Source organism: Pontibacter diazotrophicus (assembly GCF_003367245.1).
Classification (GTDB): Bacteria; Bacteroidota; Bacteroidia; order Cytophagales; family Hymenobacteraceae; genus Pontibacter; species Pontibacter diazotrophicus.
Genome location: NZ_QRGR01000023.1, coordinates 59,355 through 78,363 on the forward strand (window position 1 = coordinate 59,355; position 19,009 = coordinate 78,363).

Here is a 19,009-nt window from a genome sequence, read left to right on the forward strand (position 1 = left end):
TGTCTTTCCTTCTGTTGCTCTTAGCCTACCAAACAATGTTATACTGTGCCGTTGCGATGCCTCTTCTAGCTTTTACAGGTAGCAGTAACTCTTTCCTGTTCTCTGCTGTGTTCCGGATAACAGGCCTTGCCCTGCGCGGCAATTCTATCAGGTATTCCTTGTCATTGATAGCGTAAAGCCCGTTAGGCAGTTTTGTAATTTCGCTTCCTTCTGCCACCCTGCACCACAGTTCCTCCTGCTCCTGGCCGGGTACTACTGCCAGAGAATGGGCCAGTTTCCGCCCTCCCTCAATTACTTCAAAAGCCTCTCTTACACTGGCTCCGCCCAAAGCGTATTTAAAGGATGGCCGACCGTTCTTATCCACTTCATAACCGACATAGTTATAAGCAGTATTAGAGTCAGGCCATGCCGTATTTGCATCTGACAGAAAAGCAAGCGTGGGGTTGCCGGCAAGCTCCACCACGCTTCCCATCGGTACGCCCAACTGGGGCTCGCCCCGCTCGTGCCACATCAGGGTGGTTTCCAGAAAATTGCCGCGCCAGAACTGCAGGAAATCACCGGTACCTAAGTCTATGGTATAATTTGCATTTCCGGGTTCTCCTACTGAGATGGTGTGTGTTCTTTTAATTCCTTTATGCTCGATAAAGCTTCTCAGCATCACCGGCTCTTCTTCGGCAAGCACCATAATGGCACCCACCGGATCTGCGGCGCGTAACGGAGTATTCAGTGTTGTATAAGGCACGCCTGAGCCTTCCACAGAAAGTGTGAAGTCGTTGCTCTGGGCATACCAGTATCCGAATTTCTTCAGGTAAGAAAGCTCTACCGGGTGCTCGCCTGCTTCCAGTTGCACCATGGCGGTGGCAGTTCCGTGTTCTCCGTCAATCGCTATTACTCTTTCCCCGCCAATAGCCAGCTCTCCGGCACCATTCGGTCTTTCAGGATAATTATTGTCTTCCGGTATCCAGTCTAACTTCAGGGTGAAGAGGTATTCACCAGTGCGCGGTATCTGGATGATTCCGTTTATTTTCCCGCCGAACTTGTCCCGGGTGCCGGAGCCCTGGTGGGCCAGTGCCCGGATGTCCGTTTCTTTTACAGGCGTCTGCGTATCGAAGGCAGCCACATCATCCACATCCCCCTCAAATGCCTTCAGCGTCAGGCCCGTCAGGGTGACAGGCTCTGTGCCGAATGATTTGTAGCTGATGTTACGGATAGCCACGCGGCCGTGGTCGCCCTGTATCATGAGAGGGCCCAGCGGCTGCTCATCCTGGAAAGCAGCGGCACGCGTTGGACCTGTCACTTCCACGTTCTCATGAATGGTTACTCCGTTATGAATTACCTGTACAAACACGGCATTCTCTGTTTTCTGCCCCTGCGCATTAAAGCGGGGTGCCCTGAAAACAATTTTGTAATGTTGCCACAGGCCGGGCGCCTTGCTGACATTTACGGCAGGAGGGTGACCTTCATAGCCTTTCCTGTCGCCTAGGCGGGTTTCGTCCCAGCGCTCATAGATGGCTCCGCAATCAGCGGCTGTCGGGTTTTGTACACCCCAGCTATCAAACAGCTGCACTTCGTAGCGCCCCTGCAGGTAGACACCCGCGTTCGACCCTTTGTCCATCATAAAGTCAAGCTCCAACTCTATGTCGCCATGCTCCATATTAGTGAAAAGGTTGTCCATGTTCCGGGCTGACGGGTCGTTTACCAGCACGCCGGTGCCTTGCTGTATTTTTCCCCTGCCCGCCTTCCGGAGGTCATAATATATATCCCCTGCCAGTTGCCAGTTGGCTGCTGCAGGCCTGAAGTCTTCCATGTTCTGCAGCGAAACAGTTGTGTTAGGTAATTCTCTTGTCTGTGCCATGCTGGCAAAGCTGGTAAGCATCAGAAAGAAGAGAATCGAAAAAGGTTGGTATCTCATAATCTAATAGAAGCGTTTTTCAAACACATAATTAAAGAAAGTGATTAACTAAAGCAATTAATAGCCGCATCAACAGCCAGGTAATTAGTGAGGGAAGAGGCGAAGATGCATGTTGATGCGTAACGCATTAATTTTTCAAAGATTATGAACAACTATCCTGGAGACATTAAACTATCTGCTCACTACTACAGTCAATAGTGAATATGCTTTACACACCTAATTGTAGTAACTTGAGTAATTAGTCACTTTTTTATGTTGAACATTTTTATTTATAGATAGAGGTCTTATATTTAGATAGATATATTGAGCAAGATAGAGCGGAAAATGTATTAGACTGATGTGAGCTATGGCGATGAAGGCAAAATGATAACTCAATGCTTTTTGATAATCTTAATCCTATGGGTAACGTGATATCAACCCAAATATTTTAATAATGATGGATTTAGAGTCATGGTTGCTGCCCTATGTTTTAATAGCTGAAAGAGCCTACAGAGCCTGATAAAGCAACCTTTTTATGTACACTTACAAGCCCCTGAATATTTATGTACTATCCTAAAATAAGCAGTACTTGTAAAATTCCGAAATACAAGCAGATCCTTCAGGCTATTATCGATGATGTAGAAAAAGGTGTTCTGAAAAAAGACCAGAGATTACCTTCTATCAATGATTTAAGTGCAGAACTTTGGATAGGACGTGATACTGTAGAGCGGGCATATCGGGAGTTAAAGGGGCAGGGAATTATAACCTCGATACAGGGGAAGGGTAACTTCATAGCTGGCACTGGTGCCAAAAGGCTAAAAATACTGTTGGTATTTAACAAGCTAAGTTCTTACAAAAAAATTATCTACTATTCCTTTTTGAAAACACTTGGTGACAAAGCCACGCTGGATCTGCATATTCACCATTATGATGTTCAGGTATTTAAGGATATCATTGAAAAGAATTTGGGCAAGTATAATTACTATGTTATTATGCCTCACTTCTCTTATGATGCCGATCAGAACGAATACAAGCGAATACTTAGAAGTATTCCAGGTGAGGAACTAGTTCTACTGGACAAAGATCTTCCTTCTTTAAATTCCAAGTATCTGGCGGTATACCAGGATTTTGAGAAGGATATTTTCAATGCCCTTCAGTCAGCTTTAGATTTATTGAATAAATATCAAAAGTTAACACTGATATTTCCGGTTGACGGGCAGTATCCAATCGAGATCCTGAATGGATTTCGTTACTTCTGTCTATGTTATAATAAGAATTTTTCTATCCTCAATAACCTTGCTGAAGAAGTGCCGCATACAGGTACAGTTTATATAACCATAGAGGAATCGGATCTCGGGGATTTATTTAAAAAGCTCAAACAGTTGAATTTTACTCCGGGTAAGGAGGTAGGCATTATTTCATTCAATGATACTGCTTTAAAGGAGGTGCTGTCTGTTACGATTATAACCACTGATTTTGAGGCTATGGGGCAGACGGCTGCTAACTTGCTGTTAAACAGGAAGCAAATAAAGGTGAAGAACTCTTTTTACATGATTCGGCGCACTTCATTATAGAACCTGCAGGATAACCGTAGCTCTTGTTTCAGTAGAAGAGCTTATTGTTAGACTGAATCAACTCCAATCAATTTAAGCTGGGTATTACTATGTCATACTTTGTTTATGATACATCGTTTTTGTACACCCTCCGTCTTCCTTACCTTCTAGAGTTGATCCTATGCGCTTCACATTCGCGAGGACATCTGTTCATCGCAGCCTCTCAGGAAGATTAGTGACTGCCCTGTTATGAGTTGAGAAAGCATCTTCAAAAAGTAATATAAGGTTTTGCTTATTTAATATTCCTTAAGTTATAAATACATTAGTTAATAACTAATACCTCAGTGGAACGGCAGATTGCTTTAGTACCTTAAAAGAACTGCATACGGTCAGCACAGATCATGACAGTTAGCTGCCGGGATTACAGTAGATTTAACTGATAAGCAAGTATCAAGAGAGGTTAAGTGTCGCAAGCTATTTAGTTTGTCATGACTAACTCAGTTCTCAAATAAAAATAATTAATATGAATAAACTCTTATTTAATAAGAAGATGTGGGCGCTACTGCCCTCCTTTGTCCTTTTCACCATTGTGTGGGTGCTGGCTCAGGGAAGTCTTAAAGATGAAGATGGCTTTGTGGAAATATTTGATGGCAAAACACTTACGGGTTGGGAGGGCGATCCTGCCTATTGGAGAGCAGAAAACGGCAGCTTAGTAGGAGAGGTTACTCCAGATAAACTACTGAAGAATAATACATTCATTATTTGGCGAGGAGGACAGGCGAAAGATTTTGAGCTAAAAGGGGAGTTTCGTCTTACCGAAAGCGGTAACAGCGGCATTAATTACAGAAGTGAAGAGGTAGATGGTATTCCTTACGCACTTCGGGGATATCAGGCTGACATAGATGGCAGGAACCGCTATACCGGCCAGAACTATGAAGAACGCGGAAGAACAACGTTGGCCTATCGCGGGCAAAAAGTGCTGGTGAATTCGCCAGCGGGAGAAGCAAAGGCAGTAAGAGACAACGTTAAAAACAACGCCTGGACTGCGACTACTGTGACGGAGTCGCTAGGTGCCTCAGATTCATTACAGGCGCTTATCAAAAGTGAAGACTGGAACGATGTCCATTTAATTGTAAATGGCAACAGGTTGCAGCACTATGTTAACGGCATCCTAATGAGCGATGTCACAGACAATGACACTGTGAACCGGAAACTTGCAGGAGTGCTGGGGATACAGGTGCACGTTGGTCCACCAATGAAGGTCGAATACAGGAACCTGCGCATGAAGCAACTGTAGCTTTCGAAGATAATCAGGTTATAGCCGGAACTTGATATAAGAGCAAGACAACAGCAGGAATCGTGTCAATTATTAACCTGTCAAGTTATACTTCACCGTCATTAACCATTCAAGAATTGGCTGACTCAACCTGGAAAAACAAGATTTGCAACCCTGCACAACTGGGAGGCATAGAGACTTCTGTAATGGACAATGGCCCTGGGCGCGGAACCCGTGTTGCCTGGATTAATACCGGAACGGGGCTTCGCTATAAGGTCGTAATAGACCGGGCCATGGATATTGCGGAAGCTTTCTACAACCAGCATAGCCTTGCCTGGCTGAGCCACTTGGGTATTACGCCTCCCGAACCATTTTCTGATAAGGGAATAGACTGGATAAGAACGTTTGGGGGAGGCTTATTGATTACGTGTGGCTTAACGCATGTGGGTGGTCCGGAGGCAGACGCTTATGGTGAGCGCGGCCTGCACGGGCAAATCAGCAACACGCCTGCTGAAATCGAATCGATTATTCAACCTGATCCCATCGCCGGTAAAATGGAGATGAGCATCACAGGCAGAATCAAACAGACCCAGTTGTTTGGGCCGAACCTCGAGTTGAGACGAACAATATCAGGAAGGGTTGGAGAAGCATCCATCCGGATTCATGATGAAGTGCTGAACCGGGGCAATACGCCGGCTCCGCATATGCTGCTGTATCACTTCAACTTTGGTTGGCCATTAGTAGACGAAGGCACGGATATTATCTGGCAGGGAGCATGGGAATCACGGGAGGGTGAGCCAAACAACAAAATCTTCCAGGAGGGAAACAACTTCCGTAAGTGCTCTGCTCCTTTAGAAGAACACACTGGAGGAGGCGAGGAAGCGGCTTTCATTGATGTGACACCTGATAATGCGGGAGTTTGCGTGTGCGGGCTGTACAACGCTCAAATCGGTGTTGCCCTTGCGCTGCGGTTTCAGAAAAAGCAGTTGCCCTGGCTAACAAACTGGCAGCATTGGGGGAGGGGCGAATACGTGACAGGCCTTGAACCTGGCACCAACCCGCCCATAGGACAGGCAAAGGCAAGGGAGCAAAACGAACTCATACACCTGTCACCGGGAGAGAGCAGGACATACGACCTGGAAATTGAAGTGTTCAACAATGAAAAAAGCATTAACGATTTTTTGAAACATAACTTAAGCTAACTGTAATAGAAAAAATGGAAACAGTAGAAAAAGTAAGTTTAGCTGCAAAGGCATTAGAGCAAGGAAAAGGTATTCTTCGTTTGGCCCCCACCTGGGTGCCACGTTCATTTTGTGTGCCGGGGCGAAGAATAAAGCTGCACCCTGACGATTACTATGTATTGGGAGGGGAGCGCGGCGGTATTGATGAACGTTGGCTTTCATCCACCACGCCAGCGAAAAACGGTCCGTTAACCGGAGAAAATGAAGGCTTAAGCGCCATCGTTTTTAATGATGGCGCCAACGAAGAGGAAATACTTTTAAAGGATGCCGTTGATGAACTCAAGGGCGAACTGATTGGCGACCGCTTATGGAACGAGCATGGCAGCTGGCCGATGTACTCCAAGTTCTTCGATAATATGGGTCCCCTGCCGCACCACGTGCATCATAACGACGAACATGCCAAGTTAATTGGGCAGATGGGTAAACCCGAAGCTTACTACTTCCCCCCACAGCTGAATAACCATGGAGGTGATTTCCCCTATACCTTTTTCGGTATCTCGCCGGGCACAACAAAAGGTAAAATCCGCGAGTGCCTGGAAAACTTCTCTAAAGGCGACAACAAAATAACAAACTACTCGCAGGCTTTCCGACTGGAGCCGGGCACAGGCTGGGATGTTCCGCCAGGGCTGCTTCACGCCCCGGGAAGTATGTGTACGTACGAGCCGCAGAAAGCTTCTGATGTTTTTGCGATGTACCAATCCTTAGTAAATGAAGCCATCATACCAGAGGAATTATTATGGAATGGTACTCCAGAGGATAGAGTAGGAGACTTTGACCAGCTGCTGGAGGTGCTCGACTGGGAATTGAACGTGGATCCCTATATGATGGAAAATCGTTTTATGGCTCCCAAGCCTGTAAGACCTGTAGAAGAAATGGAAGCCGAAGGGTACATGGAGACCTGGGTGTGCTATAAATCAGATGCTTTTAGTGCCAAAGAGCTCACTATTTCCCCGGGAGCAACGGTAAAGATAAAAGATAGCGCTGCTTATGGCTTAATCATGATGCAGGGGCATGGTAAAATGGGGGTTTGGGACATAGAGACTCCTGCGCTGATTCGTTACGGGCAGTTAACCAACGACGAGTTCTTTGTGAGTGAGAAAGCTGCCAGAGAGGGTGTTAAAATTGTAAACGCGTCCACGACTGATCCGATTGTGATGCTGAAGCACTTTGGCCCGGGCAATCCTGACCTGGTGCTGTAGCTGATAACCCAAAAATGAAGCTGACTGCTCTTCTTCATCAAAAGAGCAGTCAGCTTATGGTGCTGTATAATAGGCTTACGCAAATGACTGCTGTATTCACCGCTGATCAAATGACCACAGCAAGAGCCGTTTTGTTTAAGTCCCTGCTTTGCGCTTTAAATTGTTTTTTAATCCTGATAAAATTTATTGGCTTATGAACGAGAATAACTATCCAAAACTACACAATGCAACCTGGCCTGGTATCGTAGGAAAAGGTCCTGACTCAGAGCCACCCATCTCTTTTGATTCCATGCTCGAGATGACTGCTGCTGCTGAGGTAGACGGGGTGAAGTTCGATGGTGTTGACGTTGGACTTTTAGAGCCCCATGTTGATATCAATAACATGGATGAAATAAAGAGGCTGGCAGACAAGGTGTCTTCCTTTAACCTGAATATTGGCACGCTGGTAGCGCCCATCTGGGGTGGCCCTGCCATGGGCAGCAAAGAAGAGCGGGCTCAGTTCATCGAACAGGTTCGGAAGTCCTGCATTTTCGGGAGTAAGCTCCGCGAAATGGGTGTCCGTCCGCATGGGGTTATTCGCATTGACTCTGCCAGTACGCCTGAGAATTGGGCCGTTGACCCTGTTAATAACACAAAGCTGATTGCCCAGACTTTCCGCGAAGCCTGCGATGTAGCTGCCGACTATGGTGAGAAGCTTGCGGCAGAGGGTGAAATCTGCTGGGGTGGCATGCATAGCTGGAAAACCATGATTGATACCTTAGAAGCCGTTGACAGACCAAACATCGGCTTCCAGGCCGATATGTCTCATACCTTGTTGTACCTGCTGGGCTATAACAGGCCAGAGGACCGTATTTTGCCGAAGAACTTCGAATGGAGTGACCGGGAAGCTTTAACAGAGGGACTCCGAACGCTGACCAATGCACTCCGCCCCTGGACAATAGATTTCCACGTTGCCCAGAACGATGGCACTGTGCACGGAACAGGCTCACATGATAAAACAGGACGGCACTGCCAGGCGCTTGATCCGAACGGGAAGCTGGACATTGCGAAAGACGCAGGTCACTGGCTCCGCGATAAAAAGGGTGAGCTAACGAAAGCGTTCAAGCACATTTGCTGGGACGGATGCATGTTCTCCAACGATGTGATGCAGCAGCAGCAGACCTGGAACGACATCCTCGCTACTATGATAAAGGTTCGCCAGTTGCATGGCTGGTACGAGCCCGAGAAAAAGCCAGTAGTTGAAACTGTTCGATAATCTTCAAAAAGCGAAAAACATGGGAAATAATAAAGAACTGAGAATCGGATTGATTGGGTGTGGCCTGATGGGGCGCATCCATACCAACGGGTATAAGCGCGCAAATGACTTCTTTCCTGAACTGGAGTATCGGCCGGTGTTGAAGGCTGCTTGCTCGCGCAGCGAAGAGAAAGTACGTGCATTTGCCGAACAATGGGGCTACGAGTCTTACGAGACGGATTGGAAGGTCATTATTGCCCGCGATGATATTAATGCCGTAGATATTTGCACACCGAACGATATGCACGCTGAGATAGCCATTGCAGCTGCTGAGGCCGGTAAAATGATTCTCTGTGAAAAGCCCCTTGCCCGAACCTTGCCCGAAGCACAGCAGATGGTGGAGGCCATTGAAAAGGCAGGAGTTGCCAACACGGTTTGGTATAACTACCGCCGTGTTCCGGCTGTAACGTTAGCGAAACAGATAATAGATTCGGGCAAGCTCGGACGCATCTTTCACTACCGCGCTAATTTTCTGCAAGACTGGACAATTAATGCCGATGTGCCACAAGGGGGCACGGCGACATGGCGTTTAGATGCCGCCGCCGCCGGATCTGGTGTGACAGGTGACCTCCTTGCCCACTGCATTGATACTGCCATGTGGCTGAATGGTGGCATTAAGGATGTATCTGCCCTTACCGAGACCTTTATCAAAGAACGTGTGCATCAGGAAACGGGCAAGGTGCAGAAGGTGGGCATCGACGATGCCTGCATTTTCCATTGCCATTTCGATAACGGAGCCTTAGGTCTCTTTGAGGCTACGCGTTATGCCCGTGGTCATAAGGCGTTATATACGTTTGAAATTAACGGCGAACATGCTTCCATCCGGTGGGACCTGCACGACATGAACCGCCTCGAATACTTTGATCATGCGGATGACTCCATTGTCCGCGGTTGGCGCTCCATTCATGTTTCAGACAGCGATCAGCCTTACATGGACAGGTGGTGGATACCCGGCACAAGCATTGGGTACGAGCACACTTTTCTTCACCATGTAGCCGACTTCCTGAAGAGCCTGGAGACAGGAGAGCCGTGCTCACCGAACTTCAGAGAGGCGCTTGAAACACAGAAGGTGTGCCAGGCAGTTCTAGACTCGGCAGCTGATAGAAGTTGGAAAAACACGGATGTGGAGTGGAATAAAAAGCAAAAAGCAGGACAAGAGCCAGTGTTAGGAGAAGCCTAATCTGACTTGTCGTCCCTACCATGAAGCTGTTGAAGTATGAACTATCCAATAAAGGTTGATCGTGTTTCAGCAGCTTCTCTTTTATGATATTTTAAAGTCCTGAAGCATGTTTCTTGCTTGGCTATGGTGTCGTTTTGATAATCCAAACTTGTTCTTTTGAGAACCAGATAAATTTCTATAATGATAAATGTAAAGTCTTTCTTGATGTTCCTAAGCAGCGTAGGGCTTTGCTTGTGCAGCTTTAACTTAGCCGCACAGGCTGTCAATTCCACAATGCTTTGCCAGGGCGCTTATTACACAGAAGCAGAAGGAAAAGCTGCCTTGGAAAGTTTTGCCGCTACTTACCATGATAAGCAGAGTTGGGAGAAAAGAGCTGAACGCATTCGCAGCGGTATCAGGGAAGGAATAGGCCTGTCACAGATCCCTAAAAACACTCCTTTAAAACCTATCATACACAGCAAAAGAACATATGATGGGTATACTGTAGAAAACGTGGCTTTTGAGAGTCTGCCCGGCTTTTTTGTAACGGGTAATTTGTACCGCCCTGCGAAGCAACAGTCTTCTCATGCAGCCATACTGGCCACACACGGGCATGGTGAAGATGCCCGATATCAGGAATACATGCAGAAGCGTTGCGCCACGCTTGCACGCATGGGAGCCATCGTGTTTACTTATGATATGATTGGCTACGCAGATGCAGATCAATGTTCCCATAAACATCCTAAGGCTTTAGCGCTTCAAGCACATAACAGCATGCGCGCTGTCGACTTCCTGCTGTCATTTCCGGAGGTTGATGCGAGAAGAATAGCAGTAACAGGGGAATCAGGAGGTGGAACACAGGCTTTTCTATTGACAGCTTTAGATGAGAGAATTGCTGTTTCAGTGCCTGTTGTGATGGTTTCTTCCTACTTCTTTGGCGGTTGCTCCTGCGAAAGCGGTATGCCTGTCCATAAAAGTAAAGACCATCAGACCAGCAACGTAGAAATTGCCGCTTTAGCTGCTCCGCGCCCCATGCTGTTGATTTCAGACGGAAAGGACTGGACGAAGAATACGCCAGAGGTAGAATTTCCCTATATCCGCAACATCTATAGTTACTATGGCAGAGAAGACCAGGTAGAAAACCTGCATTTTCCGGACGAAGGCCACGACTATGGCATCAATAAAAGAAAAGGAGCCTACAGGTTCCTGGCGAAGCACCTCGGGCTGTCACTGGAAAATGTTACAAATGAAAGAGGCGAGGTTGATGAAAGTTTTGTGACAGTGGAGAACTCCGCCGCACTTCGTGTTTTTGATAGGCAGCACCCCAGACCTGCGTATGCCGTCGAAGGAGATAAAGCTGTAGGCGAGTTGCTAACAACAGGCGTTGAAAAAGAAAAGCAATAGTGTCCTTCTCTAAAAAAGGACTGAAAACTCTACTACAAAACAGGCACTGAAAGTTTATCTAAAGAATTCATCTTTTCCCACACTGGGCTTATAATTTATTGTTGGGTATATACCCATGTTCCTCTATAATGCATCCTTCTTTTGTCACTCTGGAACCACCCACCTTAATAGTACAGCTGAAATCTCTTCTTCTCATAGCGCCGTAGGTGTCCTGGCTATCGACCCAGGAATCTATCCGGTACCTCTTTCCACCTAAGTGCTTTACATGTTTTAGTCTTTCTTTTGTATTCGGGAATTCAGCTGTGGAAGGTTCCTGAAGAGACGCTATTGCAAAATCGGTAGCCAAATTGTAGACGAGCAGCTTATCCGAAGTGCTGTCGTTTTCATAATTAACCTGTACTGCACTAGCTACGCTTGTTGTTATTTCTTTTTGTTCATCGGCTTCACCTCTGGAACCATATTGCAAAAAGCCCCATATCACCAGACCCGAAAGAGCCACCAACGCAACAAAAATATAAGACGTTCTCATTTTAAAGCGATTCGTTTCACAGGTAATATAAGCGATAGGAGGAAAATTAAAAAACCGTTATCCCTTCCGAGTTGAAGAACGCCTTCAAGAACTTCTGTGCTTAATGCTTAAAGGCACCTCCGGACAGTCAACAGAACAATACACGGATGCTGCTCACGAAGCTTAAGCAAAATCTCAATTGAAGAGCTGAACTTCCTGAATGAGTTGGGACGTGGAAAGTGCAGTTTAAAGAAGCGGTATGGGAAGAGCCTTGGTAAAAACTAAGCTTTTTTTTAAAACTATGCTGAATATCAAGCTTTTATTTAATCAGGACAGTTCAGGATAGTTTGCTAAGCTAAACATATTAATTTATCTTGAACTAAGGAACATTCCATAGCAGGAGATATGAAAGGGAATATCAAAGTAATGCTTAAGACCTTAGGTGTGATAGTAATTGCGGTATTAACATTTCAGTTTACCCAACTCAACTCGACTGCACTGAAGATTCAAAAAGGGGATCACATTGTCCTGATCGGCAATAACCTGGGCTCCAGGATGATGAACTACGGTCATTTCGAAACTGAAATGCACCTCCGGTATCCAGACAGCTTACTCTACATCCGGAACATGAGTGACGGTGGAAACACCCCCGGATTCAGGCCCCATGCCAGCCGGGTTTCGCCGTGGGCATTCCCGGGTGCCGAGAAATTCCAGACTGAACTCGCGAAGAATTCAGGAAGTGAAGGGCACTTCGAAACGGAGGATGAGTGGCTCACACGACTCGGGGCAGATATCATTATTGCTTTCTTTGGGTATAGCGAATCTTTTCAGGGAGAACAAGGGCTGGAGAATTACAAAGCGGAACTCGACGCCTTCATCAAACATACGTTAAGCCAAAACTACAACGGAGACTCTTCCACGCAGCTCGCGATTGTGTCTCCCATTGCCTTTGAGGATCTCTTAAAGCAGTATGACCTGCCAGATGGCAAGCAGGAAAATGTGAACCTGGCGCTCTATGCAAAGGCCATGGAAGAAGTGGCCACCAAAAACAAGGTACACTTTATTGATGCTTACACGGCTACAAAAGAATGGTATGACGCCAGTGCTGAAGCGCTGACAATAGATGGTTCTCAGCTTACTGATGCCGGTTATGCAAAGTTTGCAAAGCTACTCGCGGACAGAACTTTTGGCAGGGCCGCTACTAAGGCAGAAAAGCATCGGGACTTAGTCCGGGCCGCCGTGCTGGAGAAAAACTGGATGTGGCACAATGACTTCAAAATTCCGAATGGCGTGCATGTATACGGTCGTCGCTACAACCCCTTTGGGCCAGACAACTATCCAGCGGAGATTGCTAAGATACGTGAAATGACGGCGATTAGAGATCAGGCTATCTGGCGGGCGGTGAAAGGAGAAAAAATGGATGTAGCCGCAGCAGATCAGAAAACAAGTAAGCTGCCACCGGTAAAGACCAACTACGACCCGGAACAAAACGGAAGTACAGAATACCTTTATGGTCAGGATGCGCTGAATAAACTGCATGTTGCACCAGGTTATAAAATTGAACTCTTCGCTTCTGAAAAAGAATTTACCGATTTAGCCAATCCCGTTCAGTTGTCCTTCGATAGTAAAGGCCGCCTCTGGGTGGCGACTATGCCAAGTTACCCCCACTATAAGCCGGGTGATGCGCGACCAAACGATAAGCTTATTATACTGGAAGATACGGACGGTGACGGAAAGGCAGACAAGCAAACAACTTTTGCGGATGGTTTGCACATTCCTGTTGGTTTTGAGCTGGCACCGGAAGGCGTTTATATATCGCAAGGCACTAACCTGATGCTCTATACAGATACGAACGGCGACGACAAGGCAGATAAAAAGGAAATCCTATTGAGTGGATTTGATGATCACGACACGCACCATGCACACAGTGCCTATACTGCAGATCCCTCAGGTGCCATTTATATGGGCGAGGGAGTTTTCCTCCACACCAATGTGGAGACTTCTTACGGACCGGTTCGTGCCACAAACGGAGGTTTTTACCGCTATAACCCACAGCGGCGTCAGCTTGAACGAACTGCTCAACTCTCCATCCCCAATCCGTGGGGCATAGCCTTTGACGACTGGGGGCAGAATATCTTTGCAGAGACCTCCAGCCCGGATGTGCGCTGGATGATGCCTGGGTCAGTTAAACCAAGATATGGTGTTGCTACCCATAAATCAGCGCAGTTAGTTGAGGAGAAGCACAGAGTGCGTCCTACCTCCGGTCTGGAGTTTGTTTCCAGCCGCCACTTCCCCGACGATGCGCAGGGAGATTTCCTTATCAACAACACCATCGGCTTTTTGGGCATGAAACAACACACGCTGGTAGACGATGGAACTGGCTTTAAGAGTAAGCACCGCCAGGACCTTGTGTGGGGGGACGACAGGAACTTTCGCCCGGTGGATATGGAGTTTGCGCCGGACGGCTCTCTTTATCTTGTGGATTGGCACAATGTGCTGATTGGTCACATGCAGCACAATGCCCGTGATCCACTCCGCGACCACGTGCACGGCCGGATTTACCGCATCACGTACCCGTCGCGGCCACTGGTTCAGCCAGCGAAGGTGGCAGGGGCAAGCATCAGTCAACTCCTGGATAACCTGAAGCTTCCTGAATACAGGACCCGCTACCGCACCCGCCGCGAATTACGCGGGCGTAAAGCTTCTGAAGTACTCTCTCAGATGAACACTTGGGTTGCTAAGCTTGATAAAAACGATCCACAGTACGAACACCACTTACTGGAGGCATTATGGGTAAGTTGGGGACTTAACCAGGTAAATGAACCGCTGCTTCGCCAATTGCTGAATGCAAAGGATTACCGGGCCCGGGCTGCGGCCGTACGTGTGCTGCGTTATACGGGGCATCAGGTCACTGATCAGCCGGAATTGCTGATGCAGGCAGCAAGGGATGAGCATGGCCGGGTTCGCCTGGAAGCAATCGTGGCAGCTTCCTGGCTGGACAAGGAAAAGGGGTTACCTATTGTAGTAGAAGCCGGTAAGAAGCCACTCGATGAGTGGATGGTGCATGCCCACGAAACAGCGCTGGCTCACCTCAATGACCGTGCTGTGGAAGATGAAAAAGAGGCGATTGTTAAAACAGATCTGAAAGGAACTGAACAGGCGCTTTACATCAAAGGAAAAGCGATCTATGCCCGGGAAGGTTTCTGCGGTACCTGCCATCAGCCTGATGGCGCAGGGCTTACCGCGGCTGGCTTTCCTCCTCTTGCCAAAACAAATTGGGTAAATGGCAACGACGAACGCTTAATCAAACTTGTATTGAAAGGGCTTCAGGGGCCCATTACCGTGCTTGGCAAAGAGTATCCGGGTCAAGTACCGATGACGCCTTTCGGCGGGATGCTTCAGGACGAGGAAGTAGCGGCCGTGTTAACCTATGTGCGAAACTCGTTCGGGAATAAAGCATCTGCTATCTCCCCGGAGAGAGTGAAAGAAGTACGGGAGGCCACGAAAGGCAAGACAGGTTTCTACTCACCTGATGAGCTGCTCAAACAGCATCCGCTGGAGGTAGAAGTGCAATAGCCATTCCTGCCAAAAATGTTTTAAACGAGATTTTATATTAAAACTGTCTATGAAGAATTTGATAAATATGAAGTGTTTGTTTTTGCTGTGCCTGCTGGTACTGTGCAGTTTCTCCAGTTGTGCACAGTCAACAGCTAGTTCAGACACTGAAAAGCCACTCGTGGTATTTGTTACCGGCGACCATGAGTACAGCAGCGAAGGCACGATGCCGCTCATTGCTGCTGAGCTGGAAAAGAATTATGGGTTCCGCACCATCGTCCTTAAATCTTCCCCGGATCATACTTCAGAAGAGAATATTCCGGGATTGGAGGCACTAAAAGATGCTGATTTGGCTGTTTTTTTTCTTCGATGGCGCCGCTTGCCAGCAGACCAGGTAAAACTTATTGAAGATTATTTAGAGACAGGCAAGCCTGTGATTGGCTTCCGGACTACGACGCATGCCTTTAACTATCCGAAAGGACATGAACTGGAAAAATGGAATGCGTTTGGTGAGCTTGCCTTCAACTCACCTCCTGGCTGGGGTGGCAAAGCGAATCACACGCACTATGGGCATGAGTCCAGTACGGATGTGTCAGTTATCCCCGAGGCTGGTGACAACCCCATTCTGACCGGTGTCGATAAAAATTTCCACGCTGACTCCTGGTTATACACGGTGTTACCTGACTATCCAACAAAGGGTTCTGACTGGCTGTTGATGGGCCATGCTGTGAATCCCGATAAAGAGGCCATCGATCATCCGGTAGCCTGGACAGGTACAAACGCCTACGGTGGTAAATTATTCATGACCACGTTAGGTCATCCCGGGGATTTTGAACTGGAACCCTTTCAGCGCCTGGTGATCAATGCCATCCATTGGGGTGCAGGTAAGCCAGTGCCCCGGCAATGGGCAGGGAAAATAGACATGAACGTTCCTTACCATGGACTCTAAAACCAATGTTGCAATAGCGGACAAGGCTTATAGTTCTTGTAAAAGCAGTGGTTTTGGTGTTTCCTTTAATGCTAATGATACAAGCTTTATACTTTAGTCAAGAGCTTGTTTAAATTTGGTTTTTGACAGCGAAAATGCGTGATTTTAGGTTCTGACAAAGCTCATTTAGAGTGTAATAGCAGCGCTATTGCGCGAAAAATAGCTGAAGTCAGGTTCTGAAAGCGCGCGTTTGCAGCTCAAAGTACAAAGTTCAAACATGCTCTTATAATAAGTTAATGAATAGCGATGAATAAAATAGGGTTTAACGTACTGGCTTGGTCGGCAGTAGTATCGGATGAGCTGCTGCCTATCATTGATAGATTGAAAGGTATCGGTTATGATGGCATGGAATGCCTGATAGGTTCACCAGATAAAGTTGCTTATCAGCGTATTGGTGAGCACGTGAGAAGCCTGGGCATGGAAGCAACCTGTGTTTTTGTGGTAGGGAAGGACGAAAACCCTATTAGTGAGGATGCGGCAGTAAGATTAAAAGGACTGGACCGCATCAAATGGGCGATAGATCGTGCCCACGATATGCAAGCCAAGGTAGTTTGCGGTCCCTTCCATTCGGCCCATGCCATTTTTGCGCATCATGCGCCCCAGGAGCAGGAATACGGCTGGGGTGCCGAAGTACTACATGCTGCCGGGGAGTATGCCGCACAAGCTGATATCACGTTGGCGTTGGAAGCGCTTAACCGCTTTGAGTGTTATTTGTGTAATACCATGGAGCAGCTTTCCCGGCTGCTGAAAGCGGCCGATCATCCCAACGTAAGGGCTATGTTCGATACCCATCACGCCAATATTGAAGAAAAGAAAGTAGCCGGAGCCATACAAACCATAACCCCTCTGCTGGCGCACGTCCACATCAGTGAAAACGACCGCGGCACACCCGGCGATGGTCATGTGAATTTCGATGAAGCCTTTTCGGCATTAGCCAACATCAACTACACGGGCTGGCTCACTATTGAGGCTTTTTCCCGGAACGATCCTGATTTTGCCAATTCTATAGGGGTGTGGCGTGAATATTCCAGGCCATGGGATATTGCGGAAGATGGGTTCAAATTTATTAAGCAGATGTGCCAAAAGCATGGCCTTGATGAGCAGGTGAGCGTAAATCATGCGCTTTAACTACCATACAATTAAATTCAGTTTTTGATATGACGCAACAATTACCATTTCGCTTTGGCTCAGAAGTATATACCTGGTTCATGAACAATGACGGGGAAACCTATAAAGGCCAGCTAAGGCACATGATTGAAGTGATTGCCAAAGCTGAATTCTCCGGCATCCAGCCTATCTACTCCTGGATGGGGGAGCTAAGTGACGCAGACCGGCTGGAAGCAAAACTGAAAGAGCAGGGAATAGAGCTGGCGGCTCTCTCCCTGGCGATGGATTGGAATGGAGCAGAGGAATCGGAAAAGGAACGTGCTGAAGCAGACCAGGCTATCAGTTTGTTGCAGCATTTCCCTGGTGCTATACTTTGTACGGTGCAGAAGCCAACCGGCAGGCACGATTTAGCTTCACGCCGCCATAACCTGGTGAATATAGTGAACAGCATATCCAGGAGAGCCATGGAAAAAGGAGTACCCTGCAGCTTTCACCCCAATTCTCCTCATACTTCCATCACCCGTACCGAAGAAGATTATCGCGTTATCCTGGAAGCGTTGGATAGCACTGCTACCGGCTGGACACCTGATGTTGGCCACATCATCAACGGGGGCATGGATCCGCTTGAGAAGATGAAAGAATATGCCTCCCTAATCAACCACATGCATTACAAAGACTGGGATGGAGCGCCGGAGTTTACTTTGATGGGCAAAGGAAAGGTGGATCTTTTGGCTATTACACAATGGCTCAAAGACCGGGATTATAAGGGATGGATAATTTGTGAGGATGAAGGAAAAGAAGCACTGGAAGATCCGGACGCTGTAACACTGCACGATGGCCGTTGGATTAGGGAAGAGTTAGTGCCAAAACTAAAATAACCCAGTGTATGCCAATCATAAACACGAACGGAATTGACCTGTACTATGAAGAACGCGGCTCCGGAGATCCACTGTTACTCATCATGGGCATCACGGCAACTGGGTCTGTCTGGGAGCAACATGCGGCATATTGGGAAAAGGATTTCAGGTGTATTCTGGTTGATAACCGTGGCGTAGGGCGCTCAGCCAAACCTGCCGGCCCTTATACTTCCGCGCAAATGGCAGATGATTGCGCTGGTCTGCTGGAGGCACTTCAGATACAGGAAGCCCGGGTGGTTGGCTGTTCTATGGGAAGCATTATTGCGCAGCAACTGGTGCTGCGCCATCCGGAAAAAGTGCGTTCATTTGTGTTGATGTGTACCTGGGCCCGGTGCGATAACAAGGCCAAAGCAGTATTCCGACATATAATGCACTGCAAAGCCAGACTTAGACCAGAAGAGTTTGCCTTATTTATACAGTTGCTTATTTATTCAAAAGCCTCATGGGATGCTCCTATCATGTTTGCTGAACTGGAAGAGGGACGTGAGCAGGCTGCCGTTGAGCCACACCCCCAGCCGCTGCATGGTTTGGAAGGGCAGGCTGCTGCCTGTATGACCCATGATGTGCTGGATGAACTAAGTAGAATAGAAGTACCTGCCCTGGTGATTGGTGGGATGGAGGATAGCTTTACACCTGCATGGATGGCGGAAGAAGTAGCCGTGGCCATCCCAAATGCCAGGCTTCATCTGTATCAAAGTTCCGGACATGCATTTCATTGGGAAAATCTGGAGGATTTTAATTCTTTGGTTAGAGATTGGCTACTCAATCACTAAACATGTATAAAAATCAGGCTTTATATTTGAATTTATTATCTGTCGCAGTATCTTGGAAAACATAGTAAACCCGGTTTCCATGGGAGTGATGGAAAAAGGAATCATGTGCAGCTATACGCCTAAATACATCCACCTTTAAAACTT

At 47.4% G+C, this 19,009-nt stretch carries 14 protein-coding genes; 12 read left to right on the forward strand and 2 right to left on the reverse strand.

All coding sequences use genetic code 11. The features are described 5' to 3' along the window. Window positions 1-25 precede the first annotated feature (25 nt). Window positions 26-1,912, reverse strand: coding sequence for a 3-keto-disaccharide hydrolase (locus tag DXT99_RS19245; RefSeq protein ID WP_115567215.1), 1,887 nt, complete (start codon window positions 1,910-1,912; stop codon window positions 26-28). 542 nt (window positions 1,913-2,454) lie between these two features. On the opposite strand from DXT99_RS19245, the gene DXT99_RS19250 reads away from it, so the two are divergent. The 7 genes from DXT99_RS19250 (at window position 2,455) to DXT99_RS19285 (ending at window position 11,017) form a co-directional block, all read left to right on the forward strand. Further along, complete coding sequence (locus DXT99_RS19250; protein WP_115567216.1) at window positions 2,455-3,465, forward strand: GntR family transcriptional regulator; 1,011 nt, start codon at window positions 2,455-2,457, stop codon at window positions 3,463-3,465. A gap of 502 nt (window positions 3,466-3,967) precedes the next feature. Beyond that, a complete protein-coding gene (locus DXT99_RS19255) occupies window positions 3,968-4,741 on the forward strand; it encodes a 3-keto-disaccharide hydrolase (protein ID WP_115567217.1) in 774 nt (257 codons plus the stop codon). A gap of 116 nt (window positions 4,742-4,857) precedes the next feature. After that, window positions 4,858-5,922: an aldose 1-epimerase family protein gene (locus tag DXT99_RS19260; RefSeq protein ID WP_115567218.1), complete on the forward strand. Its 1,065-nt coding sequence runs from the start codon at window positions 4,858-4,860 to the stop codon at window positions 5,920-5,922. 14 nt (window positions 5,923-5,936) lie between these two features. After that, on the forward strand, window positions 5,937-7,160 hold the full coding sequence (locus DXT99_RS19265) for a class I mannose-6-phosphate isomerase (RefSeq protein WP_115567219.1): 1,224 nt from the start codon (window positions 5,937-5,939) through the stop codon (window positions 7,158-7,160). Between the two features lie 193 nt (window positions 7,161-7,353). Further along, window positions 7,354-8,415 (forward strand): sugar phosphate isomerase/epimerase family protein, encoded by a 1,062-nt coding sequence (locus tag DXT99_RS19275; RefSeq protein WP_115567221.1) that lies wholly within the window; start codon window positions 7,354-7,356, stop codon window positions 8,413-8,415. Between the two features lie 19 nt (window positions 8,416-8,434). After that, on the forward strand, window positions 8,435-9,634 hold the full coding sequence (locus DXT99_RS19280) for a Gfo/Idh/MocA family protein (RefSeq protein WP_115567259.1): 1,200 nt from the start codon (window positions 8,435-8,437) through the stop codon (window positions 9,632-9,634). A 321-nt stretch (window positions 9,635-9,955) separates the two neighbouring features. Next, the gene (locus DXT99_RS19285) at window positions 9,956-11,017 is read left to right on the forward strand and encodes an alpha/beta hydrolase family protein (RefSeq protein ID WP_317048154.1); all 1,062 of its coding nucleotides are present in this window, start codon (window positions 9,956-9,958) and stop codon (window positions 11,015-11,017) included. Between the two features lie 88 nt (window positions 11,018-11,105). Here the strand turns inward: DXT99_RS19285 and DXT99_RS19290 are convergent, their stop codons facing one another. Further along, window positions 11,106-11,546, reverse strand: coding sequence for a hypothetical protein (locus tag DXT99_RS19290; RefSeq protein ID WP_115567222.1), 441 nt, complete (start codon window positions 11,544-11,546; stop codon window positions 11,106-11,108). Between the two features lie 384 nt (window positions 11,547-11,930). On the opposite strand from DXT99_RS19290, the gene DXT99_RS19295 reads away from it, so the two are divergent. The 5 genes from DXT99_RS19295 (at window position 11,931) to DXT99_RS19315 (ending at window position 18,865) form a co-directional block, all read left to right on the forward strand. Then, the gene (locus tag DXT99_RS19295; RefSeq protein WP_115567223.1) at window positions 11,931-15,101 is read left to right on the forward strand and encodes a PVC-type heme-binding CxxCH protein; all 3,171 of its coding nucleotides are present in this window, start codon (window positions 11,931-11,933) and stop codon (window positions 15,099-15,101) included. A 49-nt stretch (window positions 15,102-15,150) separates the two neighbouring features. Continuing rightward, window positions 15,151-16,029, forward strand: coding sequence for a ThuA domain-containing protein (locus DXT99_RS19300; RefSeq protein WP_115567224.1), 879 nt, complete (start codon window positions 15,151-15,153; stop codon window positions 16,027-16,029). A gap of 285 nt (window positions 16,030-16,314) precedes the next feature. Then, window positions 16,315-17,196, forward strand: coding sequence for a sugar phosphate isomerase/epimerase family protein (locus tag DXT99_RS19305; protein ID WP_115567225.1), 882 nt, complete (start codon window positions 16,315-16,317; stop codon window positions 17,194-17,196). Window positions 17,197-17,225: 29 nt separating this feature from the next. Continuing rightward, window positions 17,226-18,053, forward strand: a complete 828-nt coding sequence (locus DXT99_RS19310; RefSeq protein ID WP_115567226.1) for a sugar phosphate isomerase/epimerase family protein — start codon at window positions 17,226-17,228, stop codon at window positions 18,051-18,053. Between the two features lie 8 nt (window positions 18,054-18,061). After that, a complete protein-coding gene (locus DXT99_RS19315; protein WP_115567227.1) occupies window positions 18,062-18,865 on the forward strand; it encodes an alpha/beta fold hydrolase in 804 nt (267 codons plus the stop codon). Window positions 18,866-19,009 lie beyond the last annotated feature (144 nt).

Bases quoted from the DNA above. Each gene is read 5' to 3' on its own strand.
- DXT99_RS19280 (WP_115567259.1), top strand. From the start codon at position 8,435: ATGGGAAATAATAAAGAACTGAGAATCGGATTGATTGGGTGTGGCCTG.
- DXT99_RS19305 (WP_115567225.1), top strand. From the start codon at position 16,315: ATGAATAAAATAGGGTTTAACGTACTGGCTTGGTCGGCAGTAGTATCG.
- DXT99_RS19315 (WP_115567227.1), top strand. From the start codon at position 18,062: ATGCCAATCATAAACACGAACGGAATTGACCTGTACTATGAAGAACGC.
- DXT99_RS19310 (WP_115567226.1), top strand. From the start codon at position 17,226: ATGACGCAACAATTACCATTTCGCTTTGGCTCAGAAGTATATACCTGG.
- DXT99_RS19250 (WP_115567216.1), top strand. From the start codon at position 2,455: ATGTACTATCCTAAAATAAGCAGTACTTGTAAAATTCCGAAATACAAG.
- DXT99_RS19275 (WP_115567221.1), top strand. From the start codon at position 7,354: ATGAACGAGAATAACTATCCAAAACTACACAATGCAACCTGGCCTGGT.
- DXT99_RS19290 (WP_115567222.1), bottom strand. From the start codon at position 11,546: ATGAGAACGTCTTATATTTTTGTTGCGTTGGTGGCTCTTTCGGGTCTG.
- DXT99_RS19245 (WP_115567215.1), bottom strand. From the start codon at position 1,912: ATGAGATACCAACCTTTTTCGATTCTCTTCTTTCTGATGCTTACCAGC.
- DXT99_RS19295 (WP_115567223.1), top strand. From the start codon at position 11,931: ATGAAAGGGAATATCAAAGTAATGCTTAAGACCTTAGGTGTGATAGTA.
- DXT99_RS19255 (WP_115567217.1), top strand. From the start codon at position 3,968: ATGAATAAACTCTTATTTAATAAGAAGATGTGGGCGCTACTGCCCTCC.
- DXT99_RS19300 (WP_115567224.1), top strand. From the start codon at position 15,151: ATGAAGAATTTGATAAATATGAAGTGTTTGTTTTTGCTGTGCCTGCTG.
- DXT99_RS19265 (WP_115567219.1), top strand. From the start codon at position 5,937: ATGGAAACAGTAGAAAAAGTAAGTTTAGCTGCAAAGGCATTAGAGCAA.